The sequence below is a fragment of the Pediococcus acidilactici DSM 20284 genome (assembly GCF_000146325.1).
GTDB classification, from domain to species: domain Bacteria; phylum Bacillota; class Bacilli; order Lactobacillales; family Lactobacillaceae; genus Pediococcus; species Pediococcus acidilactici.
The window spans coordinates 414,281-434,009 of sequence record NZ_GL397067.1; the positions used below are offsets into that span (position 1 = coordinate 414,281).

Annotated in this window: 14 protein-coding genes; 2 read left to right on the plus strand and 12 right to left on the minus strand. The window is 42.0% G+C overall.

Features of this window, described 5'->3' with window-relative positions; all coding sequences use genetic code 11:
- Positions 1-169: 169 nt before the first annotated feature.
- Complete coding sequence (locus tag HMPREF0623_RS02115) at positions 170-2,701, minus strand: ATP-binding cassette domain-containing protein (protein ID WP_004165864.1); 2,532 nt, start codon at positions 2,699-2,701, stop codon at positions 170-172.
- Positions 2,702-2,952: 251 nt separating this feature from the next.
- The gene (locus HMPREF0623_RS02120; RefSeq protein WP_004165865.1) at positions 2,953-4,272 is read right to left on the minus strand and encodes a replication-associated recombination protein A; all 1,320 of its coding nucleotides are present in this window, start codon (positions 4,270-4,272) and stop codon (positions 2,953-2,955) included.
- Between the two features lie 95 nt (positions 4,273-4,367).
- Here HMPREF0623_RS02120 and HMPREF0623_RS02125 point away from each other — a divergent pair, with 95 nt between their 5' ends.
- A complete protein-coding gene (locus tag HMPREF0623_RS02125) occupies positions 4,368-5,168 on the plus strand; it encodes a MerR family transcriptional regulator (protein WP_004165101.1) in 801 nt (266 codons plus the stop codon).
- Between the two features lie 223 nt (positions 5,169-5,391).
- Here HMPREF0623_RS02125 and HMPREF0623_RS02130 read toward each other — a convergent pair whose 3' ends face one another.
- The 4 genes from HMPREF0623_RS02130 to parE form a co-directional block, all read right to left on the minus strand.
- Positions 5,392-6,324, minus strand: a complete 933-nt coding sequence (locus tag HMPREF0623_RS02130) for a manganese-dependent inorganic pyrophosphatase (protein WP_004165100.1) — start codon at positions 6,322-6,324, stop codon at positions 5,392-5,394.
- Positions 6,317-7,303: a LysR family transcriptional regulator gene (locus HMPREF0623_RS02135; protein ID WP_002831679.1), complete on the minus strand. Its 987-nt coding sequence runs from the start codon at positions 7,301-7,303 to the stop codon at positions 6,317-6,319. Before HMPREF0623_RS02135 ends, HMPREF0623_RS02130 begins: the two co-directional genes overlap by 8 nt.
- A 95-nt stretch (positions 7,304-7,398) precedes the next feature.
- Complete coding sequence (gene parC / locus HMPREF0623_RS02140; protein WP_002831680.1) at positions 7,399-9,852, minus strand: DNA topoisomerase IV subunit A; 2,454 nt, start codon at positions 9,850-9,852, stop codon at positions 7,399-7,401.
- 18 nt (positions 9,853-9,870) lie between these two features.
- A complete protein-coding gene (gene parE, locus HMPREF0623_RS02145; RefSeq protein WP_004165866.1) occupies positions 9,871-11,916 on the minus strand; it encodes a DNA topoisomerase IV subunit B in 2,046 nt (681 codons plus the stop codon).
- Between the two features lie 169 nt (positions 11,917-12,085).
- On the opposite strand from parE, the gene plsY reads away from it, so the two are divergent.
- Positions 12,086-12,697: a glycerol-3-phosphate 1-O-acyltransferase PlsY gene (gene plsY, locus HMPREF0623_RS02150; protein ID WP_002831684.1), complete on the plus strand. Its 612-nt coding sequence runs from the start codon at positions 12,086-12,088 to the stop codon at positions 12,695-12,697.
- A gap of 45 nt (positions 12,698-12,742) precedes the next feature.
- Here plsY and HMPREF0623_RS02155 read toward each other — a convergent pair whose 3' ends face one another.
- The 6 genes from HMPREF0623_RS02155 to dprA all read right to left on the minus strand — a co-directional run bounded on the left by HMPREF0623_RS02155 (position 12,743) and on the right by dprA (position 19,722).
- Positions 12,743-13,627 carry an aldose 1-epimerase family protein gene (locus tag HMPREF0623_RS02155; protein WP_004165867.1) on the minus strand — a complete coding sequence of 295 codons (885 nt, stop codon included), beginning with the start codon at positions 13,625-13,627 and terminating at the stop codon, positions 12,743-12,745.
- A gap of 12 nt (positions 13,628-13,639) precedes the next feature.
- Positions 13,640-15,052, minus strand: coding sequence for an ATP-dependent protease ATPase subunit HslU (hslU, locus tag HMPREF0623_RS02160; RefSeq protein ID WP_004165097.1), 1,413 nt, complete (start codon positions 15,050-15,052; stop codon positions 13,640-13,642).
- Positions 15,053-15,055: 3 nt separating this feature from the next.
- Positions 15,056-15,610, minus strand: a complete 555-nt coding sequence (hslV, locus tag HMPREF0623_RS02165; RefSeq protein WP_004165095.1) for an ATP-dependent protease subunit HslV — start codon at positions 15,608-15,610, stop codon at positions 15,056-15,058.
- A gap of 20 nt (positions 15,611-15,630) precedes the next feature.
- Complete coding sequence (xerC, locus tag HMPREF0623_RS02170; RefSeq protein WP_004165094.1) at positions 15,631-16,536, minus strand: tyrosine recombinase XerC; 906 nt, start codon at positions 16,534-16,536, stop codon at positions 15,631-15,633.
- A gap of 71 nt (positions 16,537-16,607) precedes the next feature.
- A complete protein-coding gene (gene topA / locus HMPREF0623_RS02175) occupies positions 16,608-18,680 on the minus strand; it encodes a type I DNA topoisomerase (protein ID WP_002831689.1) in 2,073 nt (690 codons plus the stop codon).
- Between the two features lie 172 nt (positions 18,681-18,852).
- Positions 18,853-19,722: a DNA-processing protein DprA gene (dprA, locus tag HMPREF0623_RS02180; RefSeq protein ID WP_002831690.1), complete on the minus strand. Its 870-nt coding sequence runs from the start codon at positions 19,720-19,722 to the stop codon at positions 18,853-18,855.
- Between the last annotated feature and the right edge of the window lie 7 nt (positions 19,723-19,729).

The window sequence follows — 19,729 nt, forward strand, 5'->3', positions numbered from 1 at the left end:
ACTCCTTTCTTGTCAATCAATTCACATAACATTATACAGCTAATCACAAAGTAAAATAACCTCCTTTTCAAAAGTAAGCGCTTAACTTAGCAAATATGTAAAAAGGCTCTCCGTGACCAGATCCTCACCCTTCAGTGAGCATTGGTAGCGAAGAACCACGTAATAATTATTAATCTTTTGCTGTGTTCTTAAAACGGCGCCAATAATTTGCTAAATATTGGGTGGTGAGACTTTGAGGGTCTTTAATTAATTCGCCAGGCTGACCGGTTGCAACAAGCTTGCCACCGTTTTGACCACCAGTAGGACCTAAATCAATTAAGTAATCCGCATTTACCATTAAATCGAGATCATGGGTAATCACAATAATGGTTGCCTGTCGATCCAGCAAACGTTGAATGACTTGTAAAAGTACGCGGACGTCTAAAGGATGCAATCCAATGGTTGGTTCATCAAAAACAAATAGAGTGTTGGCTTGTTGTTGATTGAGATGCTTCACTAGTTTCAAGCGTTGCGCTTCTCCGCCCGATAAGCTAGGAGTATTTTCACCCAAATGTAAGTATCCTAACCCGACTTCCATTAAGTTTTGCAAATCTTGTTGAATCTTGGTTTCGTCCTTAAAGACGGTAATCGCTGATTTTACGTCCAAGTTTAAAACGTCCACGATCGACAAACCGTGCCATTTAATTTGCTGAATTTCAGGATTGTACCGTTCTCCATGACAAGTTGGGCAGACTTGTTGCATGTCTGGTAAAAACTGAATATCTAAAGTAATGCTTCCCGTCCCACCACAAGTCGGGCAGGCGCCCTGCTTGTTGTTGTAGGAGAAGTAGCTTGCCGTGTACTTTCGTTTTTTTGCTGCAGGTTGGCTAGCATATAGTTTACGTAAATTGTTCATGATATTAGTATACGTGGCAACCGTTGATCGAACACTTTTGCCAATTGGTTCGGCGTTGACGCTGACTACCTTTTTCAACGGGGTTTTTAGCTGCGTTACTTGTTTAGGGAGACTACGTTTTTGGGATTGCGCGGTGATTGCTGGGACTAAACTATCTAGGATTAAACTAGTCTTCCCCGCACCGGAAAAGCCGGTAACCGTGGTAAGCCGGTTGACGGGGATTTCAGCCCGCACATTTTGTAAATTGTAGTAGTCTTTAACGGTAAAATCGATTAATTTAGCAGGGTCCTGATTATTGATTTTCCGGACGTGAATCGTTGCCGTTCCCTTCAAGTAAGGGCCAATCAAGGAATCGGGATCTTCGGCCAATTCTGCTGGAGTGCCTTGATTCAAAATATAGCCGCCTTCCTGACCAGAGCCGGGGCCAATTTCAATAATTTGATCAGCAGCGCGGATAACGGCTAAATTATGGTCAACGACCACCAATGAATTTCCTTGATCAACTAATTCCCGAAAGACTTTTAGCAAACCACTGACGTTATCGGGATGCAAACCAATGGAAGGTTCATCCAACACGTATAAGACTCCCGTAGTCTTTGTACGTAAAGTTCGTGCTAATTGGATTCGTTGTAACTCCCCTGTCGAAAGACTATTACCGTTTCTTGAAAGGGTTAGATAATCTAAACCTAGATCGAGTAAAGGACGTAAGTTATGGCTAAATTCGGCAAACAAACTATCCGCCATCTTTTGCATGTCCGCGGGAAGTTCTGCGAGGACCTTTTCCATCCAGGAGTTTAAGTCGCCTAAGGCAAGGTCAGAAACTTCGGCAATGTTTTTTCCGCCGGTCGTCTGCTGCATTAATTCCGGTTTCAACCGGCTTCCGTGACAGACGGGACAAGTCGAATAGTTAAAAAATTGACTTATCCGAGCCTGCGCCCGTTCGCTTTTGCTCGTTTTAGCTGATTCGAGTACGGCCTGATGCGCATTTTCGTATAAAGCGTTAAAATCGTGGAAAACCCGGCCGGTTCCCGAACGAAAGTCCATCCGGTATTTTTTCTGGGGACCGTTTAAGATAAAGTCCTTTTCTTTAGCAGTCAATTCTTTGTAAGGCACGTTAATCCGCACACCGGCCTGTTCGGCAACCTTGGGCATAAAGTTTCTTCCTGGAAGATGCCAGGAAGCGACTGCACCATCAGCAACACTAAGGTTAGGATCACCGATTAATTTATCTTCGTCCAGTTGCCGGACTTTTCCAGTCCCCTGACAACGCTCGCAAGCTCCGTCACTATTGAAGGAAAATTGCTCCGCACTAGGGACGTAAAAGGCAACTCCACAAACGGGACAGGTGATTCTACCCATTGCATCACCACTTTCACTCATTGCTTGAGCAATCGCTAAGCTGGGCTTTACTCGGTGACCATTGGGGCAAACGGGCGAACCTAAACGAGAAAAAATTAACCGGATTACGTTTAAGGTCTCGCTCATCGTCCCAACCGTGGCCCTTTCGGACGGAACACTCGGTCGTTGCCGAAGCGCCAAGGCGGATGGAATGTGTTCTACACTAGTGACGTCCGCCTGTGAGCCTAGTTTAATCCGTCTTCTTGTGTAGGTCGACAGGGCTTCCAAATATCGCCGAGAGCCTTCTTCATAAAGGATTCCCATGGCTAACGAACTCTTCCCGGATCCGGAAAGGCCCGAAATTGCAACAAATTGGTGTAAAGGAATGTCCACGTCAATATTTTTTAAATTATGGACACGTCCTCCGCGAACGTTAATTTGGGTTGGTAAGACTGCTTGATTTTCCATTACTGCTTATGGATCTCCTTTCGAATAACAACATTTTTAAGATAGCCATGGAGTTGTAGGCAATAAGAAAAGTTGAATATTTTTCCGTGAAACCTGCTAACTGCAATTCTATTCTCATTAGATAATAAATTAAAATTGTGTTTGTGATACTTTTTAAAACGACAATATTTTTTATTAAAAATATGAACTATTTTACGAGTACTAATTTTCAAGCAAGGTCATAGAGTTTCCTTGTTTACTTTTCTATTGGATTAGTCATGCCTCCGATGCCAATCTTTAATTTGTTTTAACCGCTCTTTAAAGCGACCTTCCTTGCCTTCTTCCGTCGGAATATAATATTCGTTGCCAGCCACTGAAGGCGGCATGGTTTCCATGGTGGTTAGTTTGTCTTTGGCATTGTGTGCTAATTCATATCCGGTTCCGTATCCTAAATCTTTCATTAATTTAGTAGGTGCGTTTCTTAATTGTAGAGGGACTGGGTCGTTGGCAGTTTTTTTAACATCCTTTGCAGCAGCTAAACGAGCCTTGTAAACGGCATTAGATTTAGGTGCTAGTGACAAATAAGTAACGGCTTCCACCAAATGAACGTCACATTCTGGCATTCCTAAAAATTGACAAGCTTGAAAAACGATAATGGTAATGTTTAGGGCGTTAGGGTCAGCTAATCCTACGTCCTCACTTGCAAAACGAACTAGTCTCCGAGCTATGTAAAGAGGATCTTCACCACCTTCAAGCATTCGCGAGAGCCAGTAAATTGCAGCGTCAACATCACTATTGCGCATTGATTTATGCAGAGCGGAAATAATATTGTAATGCTCTTCCCCGTTTTTATCATAAAGAACAAACTTGCGACTAATCAATTGGCCTAAATCGTCCTTAGTTATTGTAATAGCCTCACCTTGTTTTTTTCCATTTAGGACCGCCATTTCAAGTATATTCAGCGCTTTTCGGGCATCGCCATCAGCAAAGTTTGCAATGGCATTAATTTGATTTTCTTCAATTTTGATTTTTTGATTATCAAAAGCTTGGGAATTGCTGATCACATTCTGAATTAATTTAACAAGATCCCCTTGTTCTAGAGGTTTAAGAACAAATACTTTACATCTGGATAATAAAGCGGAATTCACTTCAAAAGAAGGATTTTCCGTAGTAGCGCCAATTAAAATAATGCTACCTTTTTCCACATAAGGCAGGAAGGCATCTTGTTGAGACTTATTAAAACGATGAATTTCATCAACAAAGACCAAAGTTTTCTGGCCGATTTCGCGGTCTAATTCAGCTTGTTGCATAATTTTTTTTATTTTACTAATACTACTATCAACTGCACTAAAAGTTAAAAATTTGGAGTTAGTTTTATTAGCAATAATTTGAGCTAAAGTAGTTTTGCCAACCCCAGGTGGTCCCCAAAAAATCATCGAGGAGAGCTGATCATTTTCAATGATTTCACGCAATATCTTACCAGGGCCTAATAGATGCTCCTGACCAACAAATTCGTCTAAATTACTAGGACGTACTCGGTTAGCCAAGGGCGTGTTATTAAATTTGTTTTCGAAAAGTGAACCTTGTCGCATTCGTCAAACATCTCCTCTACTGAATATAGCGCTAAAAATAAATGCTATAATACATTCTAGTCTATAACGTTACGTAACAGTCAAGAGGTGTTTGTATGTTAAAAATTAGTGAAATGGCTAAGCTAGCTGATACTACTCGGCGAACTCTAATTTTTTATGATGAAAAGGATGTCTTCAAACCAGCACGTAAGACAAGTACAGGCTACCGGTATTACACGTATGATCAGCTGTATGATTTAATGTTTATTCGAGGATTACGCAGTCTAGATATTCCTTTAGATAAGATTAAAAAAATAAAGAACACTAATGAAGCAACTAGTGAGTTATTAGCTACTCAAAAACAAATTGATCAAAAATTAAGCGAATTAATTAAAATTAAGAAAATTATCAATAAACGTCTGGAAAAGAATAACTGCTTGAAATTGGAAAACTTATACCAGCCAATTATTAAAGAACACAATCAATTATTTTTTTGGTGTTCTCCGCAATCGATCAGTTGTACCGCAGAAGAAGTTGCGGAAATGTTTTCTAAATTTTATAAAGAGCTCGATGATTTGGCAGTAGTTAATACTGGAAAATCTGGATTTTTAACAAATTTATCGCTTAAGGATCCTAATGGATACGATGAAGCTTCTTTCAGAATTATTAAGGAAAACGACTTAGCGAAGCGCTCCGCAGTTATGCCGATGATTGAACGGCCTTCGGGGAAGTATGTTTCAATTTGCATTGAAAATACTCTTAAAGGAATTCATAAGGGACTGAACCAGCTAAAAATCTTTTGTACGCAAAATAATTTAAAAACTAACGAGTATCTCTGGCAAATCAATGCTTCTGATGATTTAGTAGAAAACGGTGCTTCAAAATACGGCTGGTTAGAGTATTCAATTATAAATTAATCATATGTAAAACTTGGTAAAGGGATAGTAATTAATAAAGCCACTCTAAAAATAGTAGTCAAAAGAAAAAAAGCTCCCCAAGAATATTGGATTCTTGAGGAGCTTTTTAAAGTAAACACTAAAAGCTAATTGGTTGTTTTTACTTAATTTAAAACTGGTAACTATATCAAACTTAGAGATAATTTTGTTTTCGTTAAATATACTACTTAGCTTTTAACGCTGATTATTCAAAAGCCTTCATGAGTGGTGGTACCACTTGCTTCTTCCGGGATACAACGCCAGGAAGGTCGGCAATGTTATGGTCACTTAACTTAACGTCAAAGGCCTTTTCAACCATTTCCTTAGGTTCGCCAACTACTAATAGACGAGAATCGCTTGTCAAAATGTTAGTTGCCAATAGTAAGAACATGTCGTAACCGTTCTTTTGGTTTTCGTCTTCCATTGTCTTAACTAAGGCATCTTCACGAGCGAACACGTCGTCCAAATCAACGGTGTTTACTTGGCCAATGCGAACTTTCTTACCGCCCATGTCGAAGCTCTTTGCGTCGCCATCAACTAGTTCAAGTTCACTCTTGCTTGATAAATCAGTACCTGCTTTTAGCATCGCCAAACCGTATTCTTCAACGTTAACGTCAGCAATCTTAGCTAAAGTTTCTACAGCCTTACGGTCGTCATCCGTAGTGGTTGGTGACTTAAGTAAAAGCGTATCGGAAATAATTGCTGAAAGCATTAGTCCAGCAATCTTAGCTGGAATTTCAATTCCTGCTTCTTTAAACATCTTGGTTAAGATGGTGCTTGTGCAGCCAACTGGTTCAGCACGGTAGAATAGTGGTTGAGCAGTTTCAAAGTTGGCAATCCGGTGGTGATCAACTACGGCCGTTACCGTAACTTGGTCTACATCTTGTGCACTTTGTTGCTTTTCGTTGTGGTCTACTAACATTACAGAGTCCACTTCGTTAGCCACGGTTTCAACCACCCGAGGAGCTGGTTCGTTAAAGTGATTTAAAACGTATTCCGTTTCTGGATTAGGGTTACCTAATGCAACGGCTTCAACGTCCTTTACGCCCATTTGAGTTTGGTAATATGCAAATGCCTTTGCCGCAACAATGGCATCTGTATCAGGGTTAGAATGTCCAAAAATAAGTTGTTTAGTCATTATCTGAATGCTCCTTTAATCTATTATTAGTTATCTCTTCTAATCTTTCAGTATACCCTTTTTTGGCTAAGTATGCCTCAAATTCATTCAAAAAGCTTTCGATTCTTGGAATGCTATCTTTATCTCTTCTAAAGACAAAGTCTAAATCAAACGAAATTACCGGATCCAACTTAGCCGTAAAGACTCCCTTTTTACGTGGGTGAGCCATTACGTATGATTCTGGCAACGCGGTTACCACGTCGGTCGCGTTCACAAAATGCCGAATCTGGTCGGGAGTGGTAAAGCAAGCGACACTATGCGGGCGGTTAACTAAGGCATTTTTATAAGCCTCTTTGATTACCCCATCTAAATAGAACTCTTCAGGGTAAGTTACCCAATTGTAGTTGATTGTTTTTTGCAACTTAATCCGCTTTTGACGAGCGATTTTTTCATCATGATGAATAAAAACTAAGCTTTCACTCGTGATTTTGCGGGACTGGTATGGTTTCCAGTTTTTAATACTGTCGTCTGGCAAATACATAATTGCTAGATCCACTTTATTATTTTCTAGATTTTCCCAAATTTCTTTTCTAGTCAGCATGTGGACAATGATTTTAATTCCGGGTTCCTTTTGGTAATAGTGCGCAATAAAGTCTTCGAAAATTTGGGTCTCAATCGAGGATAAAATTCCAATTGAAATTTCACCTTGACTTGCATTTGACGACTGTTGAATTTCGTCAGTTGCATTATTCAAGACACGGTTAATTTCATGACTAGCACTTAACATTGTGTATCCGGCATCGGTCAACCGCAATTTTTTCCCTACCGAATAAAATAGCGGTGCTCCAATGGTGTGCTCTAGTTTTTTAATTTGCTGGGTAAGCGCAGGTTGCGTAATCCCTAGAATTTGCGCAGCTTGCGTATAGTTCATCGTATCTGAAAGTTGCAAAAAATATGTCAACGCTTTTGAAGAAAAGATCTTTTCTTGTTTAGTCCGCATGTTCGTACACCTCGAGTTTCATTAAGCTTAATCGTCTAATAATCATTATAATTAAGTTTAATATTACTCCCTGTAAAGAGCAAGGGGTAATCGCTTTATTTCGCTTCGTTGACTGCTGGATCCAATGTTTTCAAGCGCATTGAAAGCGGATTACCCTCGGAGTCAATATCGATCACAAAACTACCGTTGGAATAACGTTCATTTAACGGATGTTCCATCGGCAAAATGTCATGAACTAAGCCGCGGGAAGTTAGAACTTCAAAGGCTTGGTGTTCGTTAACTACCGCAATATCAACCACCCGGTGAGGTTCTTTCTTAAGTTCACGCAAAATTTGTACTCCGCGCCGAGCTCGACTCGTTACGCTAATTTCGCTAACCTTCATCCGCTTGAAGGAACCGCGGTTAGTTATTAAGCCAATCTGGTCTTCATCGTTAACTAGCACAAAGTTAGCTACCTGATCATCCCTCAAGTCCATTGATTTAACGCCGGCAGCCCGGGGTCCTACGGTTGGAATTTCAACTAAGTCGTAGCGTAAACCATAACCATGTTCACTCGCTAATAGAATGGTTGCTGGAGCAGTTTTAGGATCTACTTGCACAACGTTAACTACCTTAGCACCTTGCTTTTTCAACTTAGCGTAGGTAATGGCTTTTTTACGATAGGTTCGCCCTGGTTTCAAATCTTGCAAAGCAGTTTGCTTAATGTATCCATCATCCGTCGCGATCAAGAAATTAATTGGTTGTTTAAAGTTTTTGACATCATAGGCCTTTAAGATAATTTCATCGTCAGCTAACCCAATAGTCTGGGAAACGTGTTCTCCAGTATCTTTCCAACGCGCTTCGGTAATTTCATATACCGGCCGGTAAATCAAATTACCTTTATTGGTAAACATCAACAGATGATCTAAGGTGCTCAATTCATGTTTGAAAACGGGTTGGTCGCCATCTTTAAGGCCATCTTCATCCGCAGACGCTTTATAAGAACGCAAGCTGCTGCGTTTTAGATAACCTGCTTGGCTAACTAACACCATCACTTGTTCTTCCGGTACGGTAACCGTGCGATCAATCTTAATTTCTTCAATTTCGTCCTGAATTTCTGATAAGCGCGGTGTGGCATATTGCTTTTTAACCTTCCGCAATTCTGCTGATAATACCCGTGATAACTTAGCTGGATCGTTAAGAATTTGGTTAAACTCGGCAATCGATTCGTTTAATTGCTGAGCTTCCGTCTTTAGCTCCGTTACGTCGGTATTAGTCAAACGATAAAGTTGCAAGGAAACGATTGATTCGGCTTGCTTTTCACTAAAGTCAAACCGTTCCACCAAGTTGTGCTTAGCATCCTTTTTGTCTTTACTACCCCGGATAGTTTTGATCACTTGATCCAGAATTGAAAGGGCCTTAATCAAGCCGTCAACGATGTGTAAACGGGCCTCTGCCTTTTGCAAATTAAATTGCGTTCGCTTAGTGATTACTTCTTTTTGGAAGTCCACGTAAGCTTGAATGATTGGCTTAAGCCCCATTCGTTCGGGACGTAACTTATTGATTGCGACCATGTTGAAATTATAAGAAACCTGTAAGTCGGTGTTCTTTAATAGATAGTTGAGCACCCCTTGGGCATCAACGTCCTTCTTTAATTCAATCGCGATTGATAGGCCTTCACGGTCGGATTCGTCACGTACTTCAGCAATTCCATCGATCTTTTTCATTACCCGAATTTCATCAATTTTTTTAACTAGTTGCGCTTTATTAACTTCGTAAGGAATTTCCGTAATTCGAATTTGCTGTTTGCTACCGCGCAATTGCTCAATGGCTGTCCGAGAACGGACGACCACTCGGCCCCGACCGGTTTTATAAGCTTGTTTTAAGCCGTCACGTCCTTGGACAATTCCACCAGTGGGAAAATCGGGACCTTTAACAAATTCCATCAATTTTTCTAACGAAGGATCTGGATGTTTGATGGTATATAAAACGGCGTCAATTACTTCCCCAATATTGTGTGGAGGAATTTCCGTCGCGTAACCAGCAGAGATCCCCGTTGCTCCATTCACCAAGAGGTTCGGGAAACGCGCCGGTAGAACGGTGGGTTCGTACTCCGTATCATCGAAATTTAGCACCATGTCGACCGTTTCTTTGTCGATATCTTGCAGCATTTCTTCGGCTGCCTGGCTCAACCGCGCCTCGGTATACCGCATTGCGGCTGGGGGATCATTGTCAATCGAACCATTGTTACCATGCATTTCAATTAACGGCACTCGCAGTTTCCAGTTTTGACTCATGCGGACTAAAGCTTCATAGATGGAACTATCACCATGCGGATGAAAATTACCCATTACGTTACCGACTGATTTAGCCGATTTACGAAAGGCTTTATCATGAGTATTACCATCTTTATTCATTGCAAAGAGGATGCGTCGTTGCACGGGCTTTAAGCCATCGCGAACGTCAGGCAACGCGCGTTCTTGGATGATATATTTAGAATACCGTCCAAAACGGTCGCCCATAATATCTTCAAGTGCTAATTCTTGAATTTTTGATTGATTATCAGCCATTCGGATTCCCCTTTTACTCTAGTTATTTTCTAAATCTAATTTTAATTCTTCAAACGTTTCGTTTTCTTTTCCTTTAGGGGTAGTTGGCTTAGATTCATGTTCAGCTTTAACAGCTTCGTTATCAAGCAAGCTACCATCCTCTTCGAGGGTGAAGGAAACGTTGCTTTCAATCCACTTCCGACGTGGTTCAACCTTATCACCCATTAAAGTGGTTACCCGGCGCTCAGCTAAGGTATCATCGTCAATTCGAACCCGCACTAAGGTCCGGGTATCCGGATTCATGGTGGTTTCCCATAGCTGATCGGCGTTCATTTCACCAAGTCCCTTAAACCGTTGCAAGGAAAAACCGCGGCCCATTTTTTTGCTAACTTCCTCAAGCTCTTCATCGGTCCACGCGTATTCAATCTTGGTCTTTTTATTAGCGCCCTTTTGTAGCTTATAAAGGGGTGGCAAAGCGATGTAAATCTTACCAGCATCGATCATTGGACGCATATATTTATAAAAGAACGTCAACAATAGTGTCTGGATGTGGGCTCCATCGGTATCCGCATCGGTCATGATAATTACTTTGTCATAATTGCTATCTTCAACCTTAAACTCGGGACCTACTCCAGCGCCAATGGTGTAAATGATCGTGTTGATTTCTTCGTTTTTTACGATGTCTTGTAGCTTAGCTTTTTCCGTGTTCAAAACCTTACCACGAAGCGGCAGGATTGCTTGGAATTTACGGTTACGGCCTTGCTTAGCACTACCTCCCGCAGAATCCCCTTCGACAAGGAACAACTCATTTTTCTTAGCGTTTTTGGATTGAGCAGGAGTCAGTTTACCAGATAAAATCCGATCTTGCTTTTTGCGACGTTTGCCGGTTCGGGATTCGTCCCGTGCTTTTCGCGCAGCCACGCGCGCATCACGAGCATTGATTGCTTTACGAACTAGTTGTTGAGCAAATTCCCCATTTTCCATCAAGAAGAAGCCCAGTTGTTCACTAACCACGGCTTCAACAATTGGACGAGCTTCAGGAGTTCCCAATTTTTCTTTGGTTTGACCTTCAAACTCAAGTAATTCTTCAGGAACCCGAATTGAAATCACTGCCGACAAACCTTCTCGAACATCAGAGCCTTCCAAGTTTTTATCTTTTTCCTTTAAAAGTCCGACTTTTCGAGCAAATTCGTTGAAGGCCTTGGTCCAACCCGAACGCATCCCTACTTCGTGGGTTCCGCCATCCTTAGTCCGGACGTTATTAACGAATGACAACACGGTTTCGGAGTAACCATCGTTATATTGTCCAGCAATTTCAACTTCAATGCCGTGTTTAGAACCGTCGAAGTACATGATGTTTCCCAGAGTATCCTTATCTTCGTTAAGGTATTCTACGAACTCCTTAATCCCTTCTTCATAAAGATATTCTTCAGCTTGCTCATGTCCCGCACGTTCATCAGTAAGGGTAATCTTAACCCCCTTTAGTAAGAAGGCAGATTCACGTAGTCGAACCGCTAAGGTATTAAAGTTAAAAACCGTCGTGGTAAAAATCGTCGGATCCGGTTTGAAAGTTACCGTAGTCCCGTTAGATTCTTTGGTTTTTCCCACTTTTTTTAGCGTTCCGACCGGATGTCCGCCATTCACGAAGTTTTCTTCGTATTTCATTTTGTCCCGAACGATTTCCACCGTTAGTTTTTCAGACAATGCGTTTACCACGCTTGCCCCCACTCCGTGCAATCCTCCCGAAGTCTTATAACCGCCTTGGCCGAATTTTCCTCCGGCGTGTAAAACGGTAAAGATTACTTCGGCAGTCGGTTTGCCAGACTTATGCATTCCAACTGGCATTCCGCGTCCGTGGTCCACGACCGTAATACTGTTATCTGAGCGGATTGTGACATTAATTTCTTTTCCGTACCCAGCTAACGCTTCATCGACTGCATTATCAACAATTTCATAAACGAGATGATGTAATCCGCGTCCATCAGTGGATCCGATGTACATTCCGGGGCGTTTTCGAACGGCTTCAAGCCCTTCAAGCACCTGGATGGAAGAATCATCATATGTTGTTTTACCTATTTTTGCCATTCACGTTACTCCTTTAAGGTCAGTACTATTATCATAACTTATTTTTAATCTGATGAAAACATTTCGATAAATGTTATAATACTGCATTGTGACTGAAATTTTATCACTGTTAAAAACCGTGCTAAAATTTATTGAAACTTAAATTATTAATTAGAAAAGAGGAAGTCCCATGTTAAAGATTTTAATCATGTTGGTGATTGCCTACTTATTGGGCTCGATTCCCTCGGGAGTGTTGGTCGCCAAACATTTTAACAAAGATTTACATAAAGAAGGTAGCGGAAACACCGGGACAACCAATACGTTTCGGGTTCTCGGCGTTAAACCTGGATTACTAGTTTTGTTAATGGACCTTTTAAAAGGAACTTTAGCCACGTTACAACCCATCGTTTTTCATGTTACCACGGTTAACCCCCTCATTATTGGCTTAGCGGCCATTTTAGGGCACACCTTTTCCGTTTTTGACGAATTTCGTGGTGGTAAAGCGGTAGCCACTAGTGCGGGAATGCTGTTAGCGTACAACCCCAGCTACTTCATCATTGCTTGCTGTCTATTTGTTGGTTTCATCTACATTTCCAGCATGGTTAGTTTTTCGAGCATCGTTTCGGCAATCTTACTCGTTATTATTTCGTTTTTCTACCATGATTGGGTGCTTTCAGTAGTGGCCATTGGGCTAACTAGTTTTATTATTTATCGTCATCGTTCGAACATCAGTCGAATCTTGAGCGGAAATGAGAACCTGGTTCCCTTTGGGATCTATTACCGTCTCAAGCATAAAGGCTAAACTAAAAACCCTTGAAACTTATCTTAGTTTCAGGGGTTTTGTTTTTTAGAAGAATGAAATTGTGAAGCTTTGGTTAAACGTCTCTCCAGCGGCTAATTGGTTCATTCCTAATTTTTCACTCAATTCGCCATTAAAGTCTACGGTATCCGCAATCCCCCACCAAGGTTCCAAACAAACGAAGTCTCCTTCAGCAGGATATGGGGACCAAATTCCCAGATAAGGCGCATCTTCCACCGTAAGGGCGACCCCATGGTCATTAACACTATTTTCTAGCATTACGGTCGTTGACTTTCGTTGAAGGTCAAGAATTAATGCATCTTCAGCGAAGAGCTCGTGACTTAACGCAATTGGCTGCGTAGCATCAAGATCCTGCAAATGTTTTGGATCTGTGTAAGGTGCTTGTAACGGAATTTGATTGAAAACTTTTTTAGGAGCAATCCGCATTTGACTTTCCGCCATCCCGATCCTTGGGTCACCTAGGTTAAGGTTAAATCCCGGGTGACCACCGATTGCAAACCAGAGACCGTCCTTTTCAGCCGGATTATGAACTTCGTAACGTTCGGTTAGTTCGTGGTCGTGTAGTTCAAAATGCAACCGTAAATCAAAATCAAACGGGAATTTTTCGCGCGTTTCCGCGGTACTCTTTAATTCCATTACCACTTGTTCGTCACTTGCTGAAATCACCGTAAAGCGCATGTCGCGAGCAAAACCGTGTTGCCCCATTGGATAACGCATGCCGTTAACCTTAAATTGATCGTCTTTTAAGCGACCCACGAACGGAAAGAGAACGGGAGCATGTCTCCCCCAGATTTGGGGATCGGCTTGCCAAACGTACTCAATTTGGTCGTCGTTAGACTTAACGCTGGTTAGCTCCGCGCCTAATTCATCAATTGTGACCGTTAAAAATTTATTTTTTAAAACTGCCGCCATAAAAATTGCCTCCTACAAGATAAACTCGCTCAAGTCTTTGTTACCCGCGATGCTACCAATCTTACTATCAACGTATTTTTCGGTAATGGTTACTTCGCCCATTTCCATCGATGGACCTTCAAAGAGGATGTCTTCCAATAGTTTTTCTAGAATGGTATGCAAACGCCGCGCACCAATGTTTTCCGTTTCATGGTTAACTTGTTCAGCAATTTCAGCAATTCGTTCAATTGCTTCGATAGTAAAGGTAACTTTCACGTTATCCGTGCCAATTAGGGCAATGTATTGCTTAACCAATGCATTCTTTGGTTCGGTAAGGATCTTGACAAAGTCGTCCTTCGAAAGGTCGTTTAGTTCAACCCGAATTGGGAAACGACCCTGCAATTCAGCAATTAAATCGCTAGGCTTGCTTTCGTGAAACGCCCCCGAACCGATGAAGAGGATGTGGCTGGTGTCTACCAAACCATACTTAGTGTTAACTTGAGACCCTTCTACAATTGGTAAAATGTCTCGTTGCACCCCTTGCCGGGACACGTCGCTAGAAGTGTTTTGTCCTGAACCAGTGATCTTATCAATTTCATCAATGAAGATAATTCCGGTGTTTTCCGCCCGTTGGATTGCATTATGATACAGATCCCCATGGTTAACTAATTTGTCGGACTCTTCTTTAATTAGAATTTCACGAGCTTCCCGCACGGGTACCGTTCGACTAATTTTCTTCTTTGGTAAGAGCCCGCTCAACGATTCGTTAAGATCGATGCCCATTTGGTTCATCATATTGTTATTATTATTTTGCTTAGGGTCGTCCATTTCAATGGTGACCATCTCGTTTTCGAGGAGTCCCTTAGCTAACTTGCTTGCCGTGTCCATCCGCTTTTCCTTGATGTCATCCGGCACATTTTGTCCACTTGGTTGAAAATCAGTTGGTGTCTTTCCCTGTTGCATTTGCGTAAACATGTTCATCATGTTTTGGAAGTCTACCGCTGAATTTTGCTTAGGATCTTCTGGCACCGGTACAAGCAATTCGACAATGCGGTGATCCGCATTCTTAGCTGCTTCCATCCGGACATCCTTAAAGGCCCGTTCTTCTTCTAAATGCACAGCATTTTCAACTAAGTCACGCACCATCGACTCAACGTCCCGTCCGACGTAACCAACTTCGGTAAACTTAGTTGCTTCGACCTTCACAAAGGGAGCGTTAACGATTTTGGCCAACCGCCGGGCAATTTCAGTTTTGCCGACCCCGGTTGGTCCAATCATTAGTAGGTTCTTGGGGGTGATGTCTTCTTGCATGTCGGCAGAAAGCTGAAGCCGCCGGTAACGATTCCGTAAAGCAACCGCAACGGCACGCTTAGCTGATTTTTGACCAATTACAAATTCGTCTAATTGGTTAACAATTTCTTGCGGGGTTAGGTTCTCTTTTAACATTGCTTAATTGTCCTCCTTGAAATCTAAGGCGATTACGTTGTGGTTAGTGAAAATATCAATATCTCCGGCAACGTTGATTGCGGTTTTAGCAATTTCCTTAGCGGTCATATCCTTGGCATGTTGTTTTAAAGCCTTAGCAGCTGCTAAAGCAAAGTTTCCGCCTGAACCAATGGCTAAAATTCCATCGTCCGGAGCGATTACTTCCCCACTTCCAGAAACCAAGTACATTTCCTTTTGATCCATTACGATCAACATGGCTTCCAGCTTTTGTAACTGTTGGTCGCCCCGCCAGATCTTTGCCAGTTCGACGGAAGCGCGTTGTAAATTACCGCTATATTCGGATAATTTCTTTTCAAATTTTTCTTCCAGGTTGAAAGCATCGGCCACACTGCCTGCAAAGCCCACGATGACTTTTCCATCGTAAATTCTGCGAACTTTTCGTGCCGTGCCCTTCATGATGAATTTTTCACCCATGGTAACCTGACCATCACCGGCCATGGCGTTTTCCCCATTGTGATTAATGGCGATTATGGTTGTTGCGTCAAATTTTACTGGCATAATGTTCTCCTTCATTAAGATTAAGACTTAGTCGAGCGCGGAAAAAACTTCCGATAGCTCTCTTGTAATTTTTCTTTTGTAACGTGCGTATAAATTTGGGTTGTTGAGAGGCTAGCGTGCCCTAGTAGTTCCTGAACGGTTCGTAAATCTGCACCATTGTTTAACATAGCGGTTGCAAAACTATGACGGAGCATATGCGGATGAATTTTTCCGTTCAAACTACTGTTCTTGATAATTTGGTTTAAAACATATTCTACTCCAGCCACGGTAATCGGCTGTCCATAATGGTTAACGAACACGTATTGATGAGTTTGGTGATACTTTTCCAATAGACTGGTCCACTCGTTTTGGTGGTAATCCTCTAATGCATGCTTAGCATAACGACCGAAGGGCACGTAACGTTCCTTATTTCCCTTTCCTAAAACTAGGATGGTCTGCATAGAAAAGTCAATATCCGTCCAGCGTAAATTAGTACATTCACTAACCCGCATCCCGGTTCCGTAAAGTACCTCTAACAAAGCAGCGTTACGTAAATGCAAGGGACCTTGATCTTGATAAACCGTATCAAAAAGCTGGTTCATCTCTTTTTCATAGAAAAAACGCGGAAGGTGGTCAGCGTGCTTTTTTAATTGCACAAATTCAAAAGGGTTTTTGGCAATCACGTCATTTTTTATCAAAAAACGATAAAAAGCACGTAAAGACGAGACTTTTCGTGAGATTGAGGTTCTTTTTAAATTTTGGTCAAAGAGGTAACTCATGAAGACGTTCGCGTCAAAACGGTCCACTGCTAAAAGCTCCGGTTTATTTCCGGTAGTCTGAAGAAACTTTTGAAATTCTTGCAAGTCTTCCAGATAAGCTGTAACCGTTTTATCAGAATACTGCCGCTCCACGGTTAAATACCTTTTAAATTGCTCTATCCAGTCCATAAAAAAACCTCCAACAATTGACACTGTAGCAAATTGTGGAGGGAAACTCAATTTATTTATCGTTTTTTAAGCTATTTTTGAGGTTCTTCCTCGTAGTCATGATTTGGACAAACGATTTGTTTACCGCCCTTAATTTTCTTTTCAATTAAGAAGCTGTGACATACGGGACACTCCCGCGCAATTGGCTTGTCCCAAGAGACAAATTCACAATCTGGGTAACGCGAGCAACCGTAGAATACGCGTCCACGCTTGGATTTGCGTTCGATAATCTGTCCTTTATGGCATTGTGGACAGGTTACCCCAATTTCCTTAACAATTGCCTGGGTGTTACGACAGTCAGGGAACCGGCTACAAGCAAAGAATTTACCATAGCGGCCCATTTTAACTACCATTGGTGCCCCACAGATCTCACAGTTAAAGCCGGCTGGTTCGTCTTTAATTTGAATCTTTTCAATTTGCCCCTGGGCTTTTTCCAATTCTTTAGCAAACGGCTTGTAATACCGGTCAACTACCTTAATCCAATTTTCCTTACCCTCTTCAATGGAATCAAGGTCTTTTTCTAAGCCAGCGGTAAAATCAATGTTAACGATGTCCGGGAAGAAGTCGTAAATGATTTCGTTGACGATTTCTCCTAGCTCCGTTGGTTCGAAACGCCGGGAGACTAACTTAACGTAGTAGCGACGTTGAATCGTATCCAGGGTTGGTGCATAGGTAGATGGACGACCGACGCCGTTTTCTTCCAAAGCCTTGATCAAAGCGGCTTCAGTATAGCGGGCTGGTGGCTGAGTAAAGTGTTGGTTTGGATTATTATTAACCAGCTTAACTTGGTCGCCTTCGGCAAGGTTTGGCAGCACGTTATCCTTGTCCTTATTAGTTTTATACACCTTTGTGAACCCTTCAAACTTGGTCTTCGAACCGTTTGCCCGGTACTGGACGTCGTTTTGTTCAATTGTAACGGTCATCGTATCGGAAACTTCGGGCGTCATTTGACTTGCAACAAACCGGGCCCAAATTAGTTTATAAAGCTTAAATTGGTCGTTATTAAGGTACTCTTTAATTTGTTCCGGCGTCCGCTTAACCGAAGAAGGACGGATCGCTTCGTGGGCGTCTTGCGCCCCTTCCGGCATCTTCCCCTTCCGTGGCTTAGTAGCCGCGTATTCTGCACCGTATTGATCATGAATAAATAAGGAAGTTTCGTGCTTAGCAACTTCTGAAATTCGGGTCGAGTCCGTCCGCATATAGGTGATCAACCCAACCGTTCCTTCTTTACCAATGTTAATTCCTTCATAAAGCTGTTGAGCGGTCATCATGGTTTTACGAGTCCGGAAATTAAGGGTTTTATTAGCCTCTTGTTGCATAGAACTCGTGGTAAACGCCGCTGCTGGGTACCGCTTCCGTTCACGCCGTTTAACTTCCGTAATGTCAAAGTCGCCTTTAGGGTCAATGTTCTTTAGGACTTCTTGGACCTTTTCATTATTTGGTAACTTCATTTTTTTATGGTGCATACCATAAAAACTAGCCTTAAACTTTGAACGGCCCTTTTTAAATTCAGAATCAATTGACCAGTACTCTTCGGGTTTAAAGGCGTCGATTTCTTTTTCACGTTTAATGATTAAGCTTAACGCGATGGATTGCACTCGACCCGCACTGAGGCCCTTTTTAACTTTTTGCCAGAGCAATGGTGAAATTGAATACCCCACTAACCGGTCTAAAATCCGGCGCGCTTGTTGGGCATCAACCAAGGTAGTGTCAATGCTGCGCGGGGTTTTAAAGGCGTTTTTAACCGCGTCTTTAGTAATTTCGTTAAATACCACCCGATTCTTATCTTTCGGATCTAGTCCTAATAGGTAGGAAAGGTGCCACGCAATTGCTTCTCCTTCCCGGTCCGGGTCAGAAGCAAGGTAAACCTTTTTAGCTTTTTTGGCTTCTTTACGTAAATTTTTAATGGTGTCACCCTTACCGCGGATCGAAATGTAGTGGGGCTCGTAGTCGTTTTCAATATCGACTCCCATTTTACTTTTCGGTAGATCCCGGATGTGGCCTAAACTAGCCACGACTTTATAAGAGCGACCCAAGTATTTTTCAATGGTTTTTGCCTTAGAAGGTGATTCTACGATCACCAAGTTTTTTTTAGTAGTCGGCATTTGTTGCTCCTTTGCCTTAAATTAGAATTTATAGTCACCATGTTATTGCATTAGAATCTAAATTGTCAAATAGCGGGTACCACCCTAAGCGATTGACGTAGTCTCTGATAGCCACTGTTATAACGGTGCTAATCAAGTTTACATATTAGCACGACTTTTTTAAAATGTATATTTATCTTTGTAAACCAACCTCTTCAAGAACGTCATTTAAAGAGATTAATGGGCGTGCTCCCGCAGCAATTAGCTCGTTGGTTCCCCGACTATTTTCGCTAAAAATACTCCCGGGCACCGCTAAAACGTTGCGATTTTCCCCTAAGGCTAGGCTGGCAGTAATTAAACTGCCTGATTTTTGTTTTGCTTCGATAATACAAGTGGCCTGAGCTAAGCCAGCAATAATCCGATTACGTTCCACAAAGTGATGACGCAGCGGTCGTGCTCCCTGAGCATACTCACTGAGCAACAGCCCGGTTTGTTGGACCTGGTCTTGTAAAACCGCGTTTTGCTTAGGATAAGTAACGTCTAAGCCGTTACCAATTACCGCAATTGTTTTCCCAGCTCCGTCCACGGTAGCTTGGTGAGTCATCGCATCAACACCGCGAGCCAAACCACTAACGGTAACTAACTGGTGTTCAAGCAAACCAGGAACCAGTTTTTTAACCGTCGCCATTCCGTAACGGGTCATGTTTCGAGCACCCACAATCGCAATCATTCGCGGTTCTTGGAGTAAATCTAGCCGGCCCCGGTAAAACAATACGGTGGGCGGACAATAAATTTCACGTAAAATGTCGGGATATGCTGGATCCGCAATCGTTAGGATTCCCCCGTTTTGCTCATTTTCATGAATCTTACGCTTTAATTTTGAACTATGCAAATAGTTAACTAAATCACTTCGCTGTTCGTCGGCAATTAACGGGCTTGTGTGTACCCATTCAGATATCGATAGCTCTGGCTGGTCGCGGACCGTTTGATAAATTTGAGATTGCTTTTTAATGCCAAAAGTAGTGCCGATTTTAATGCGAATTAAAAAATCACGAAGTTCCATTCTTTCA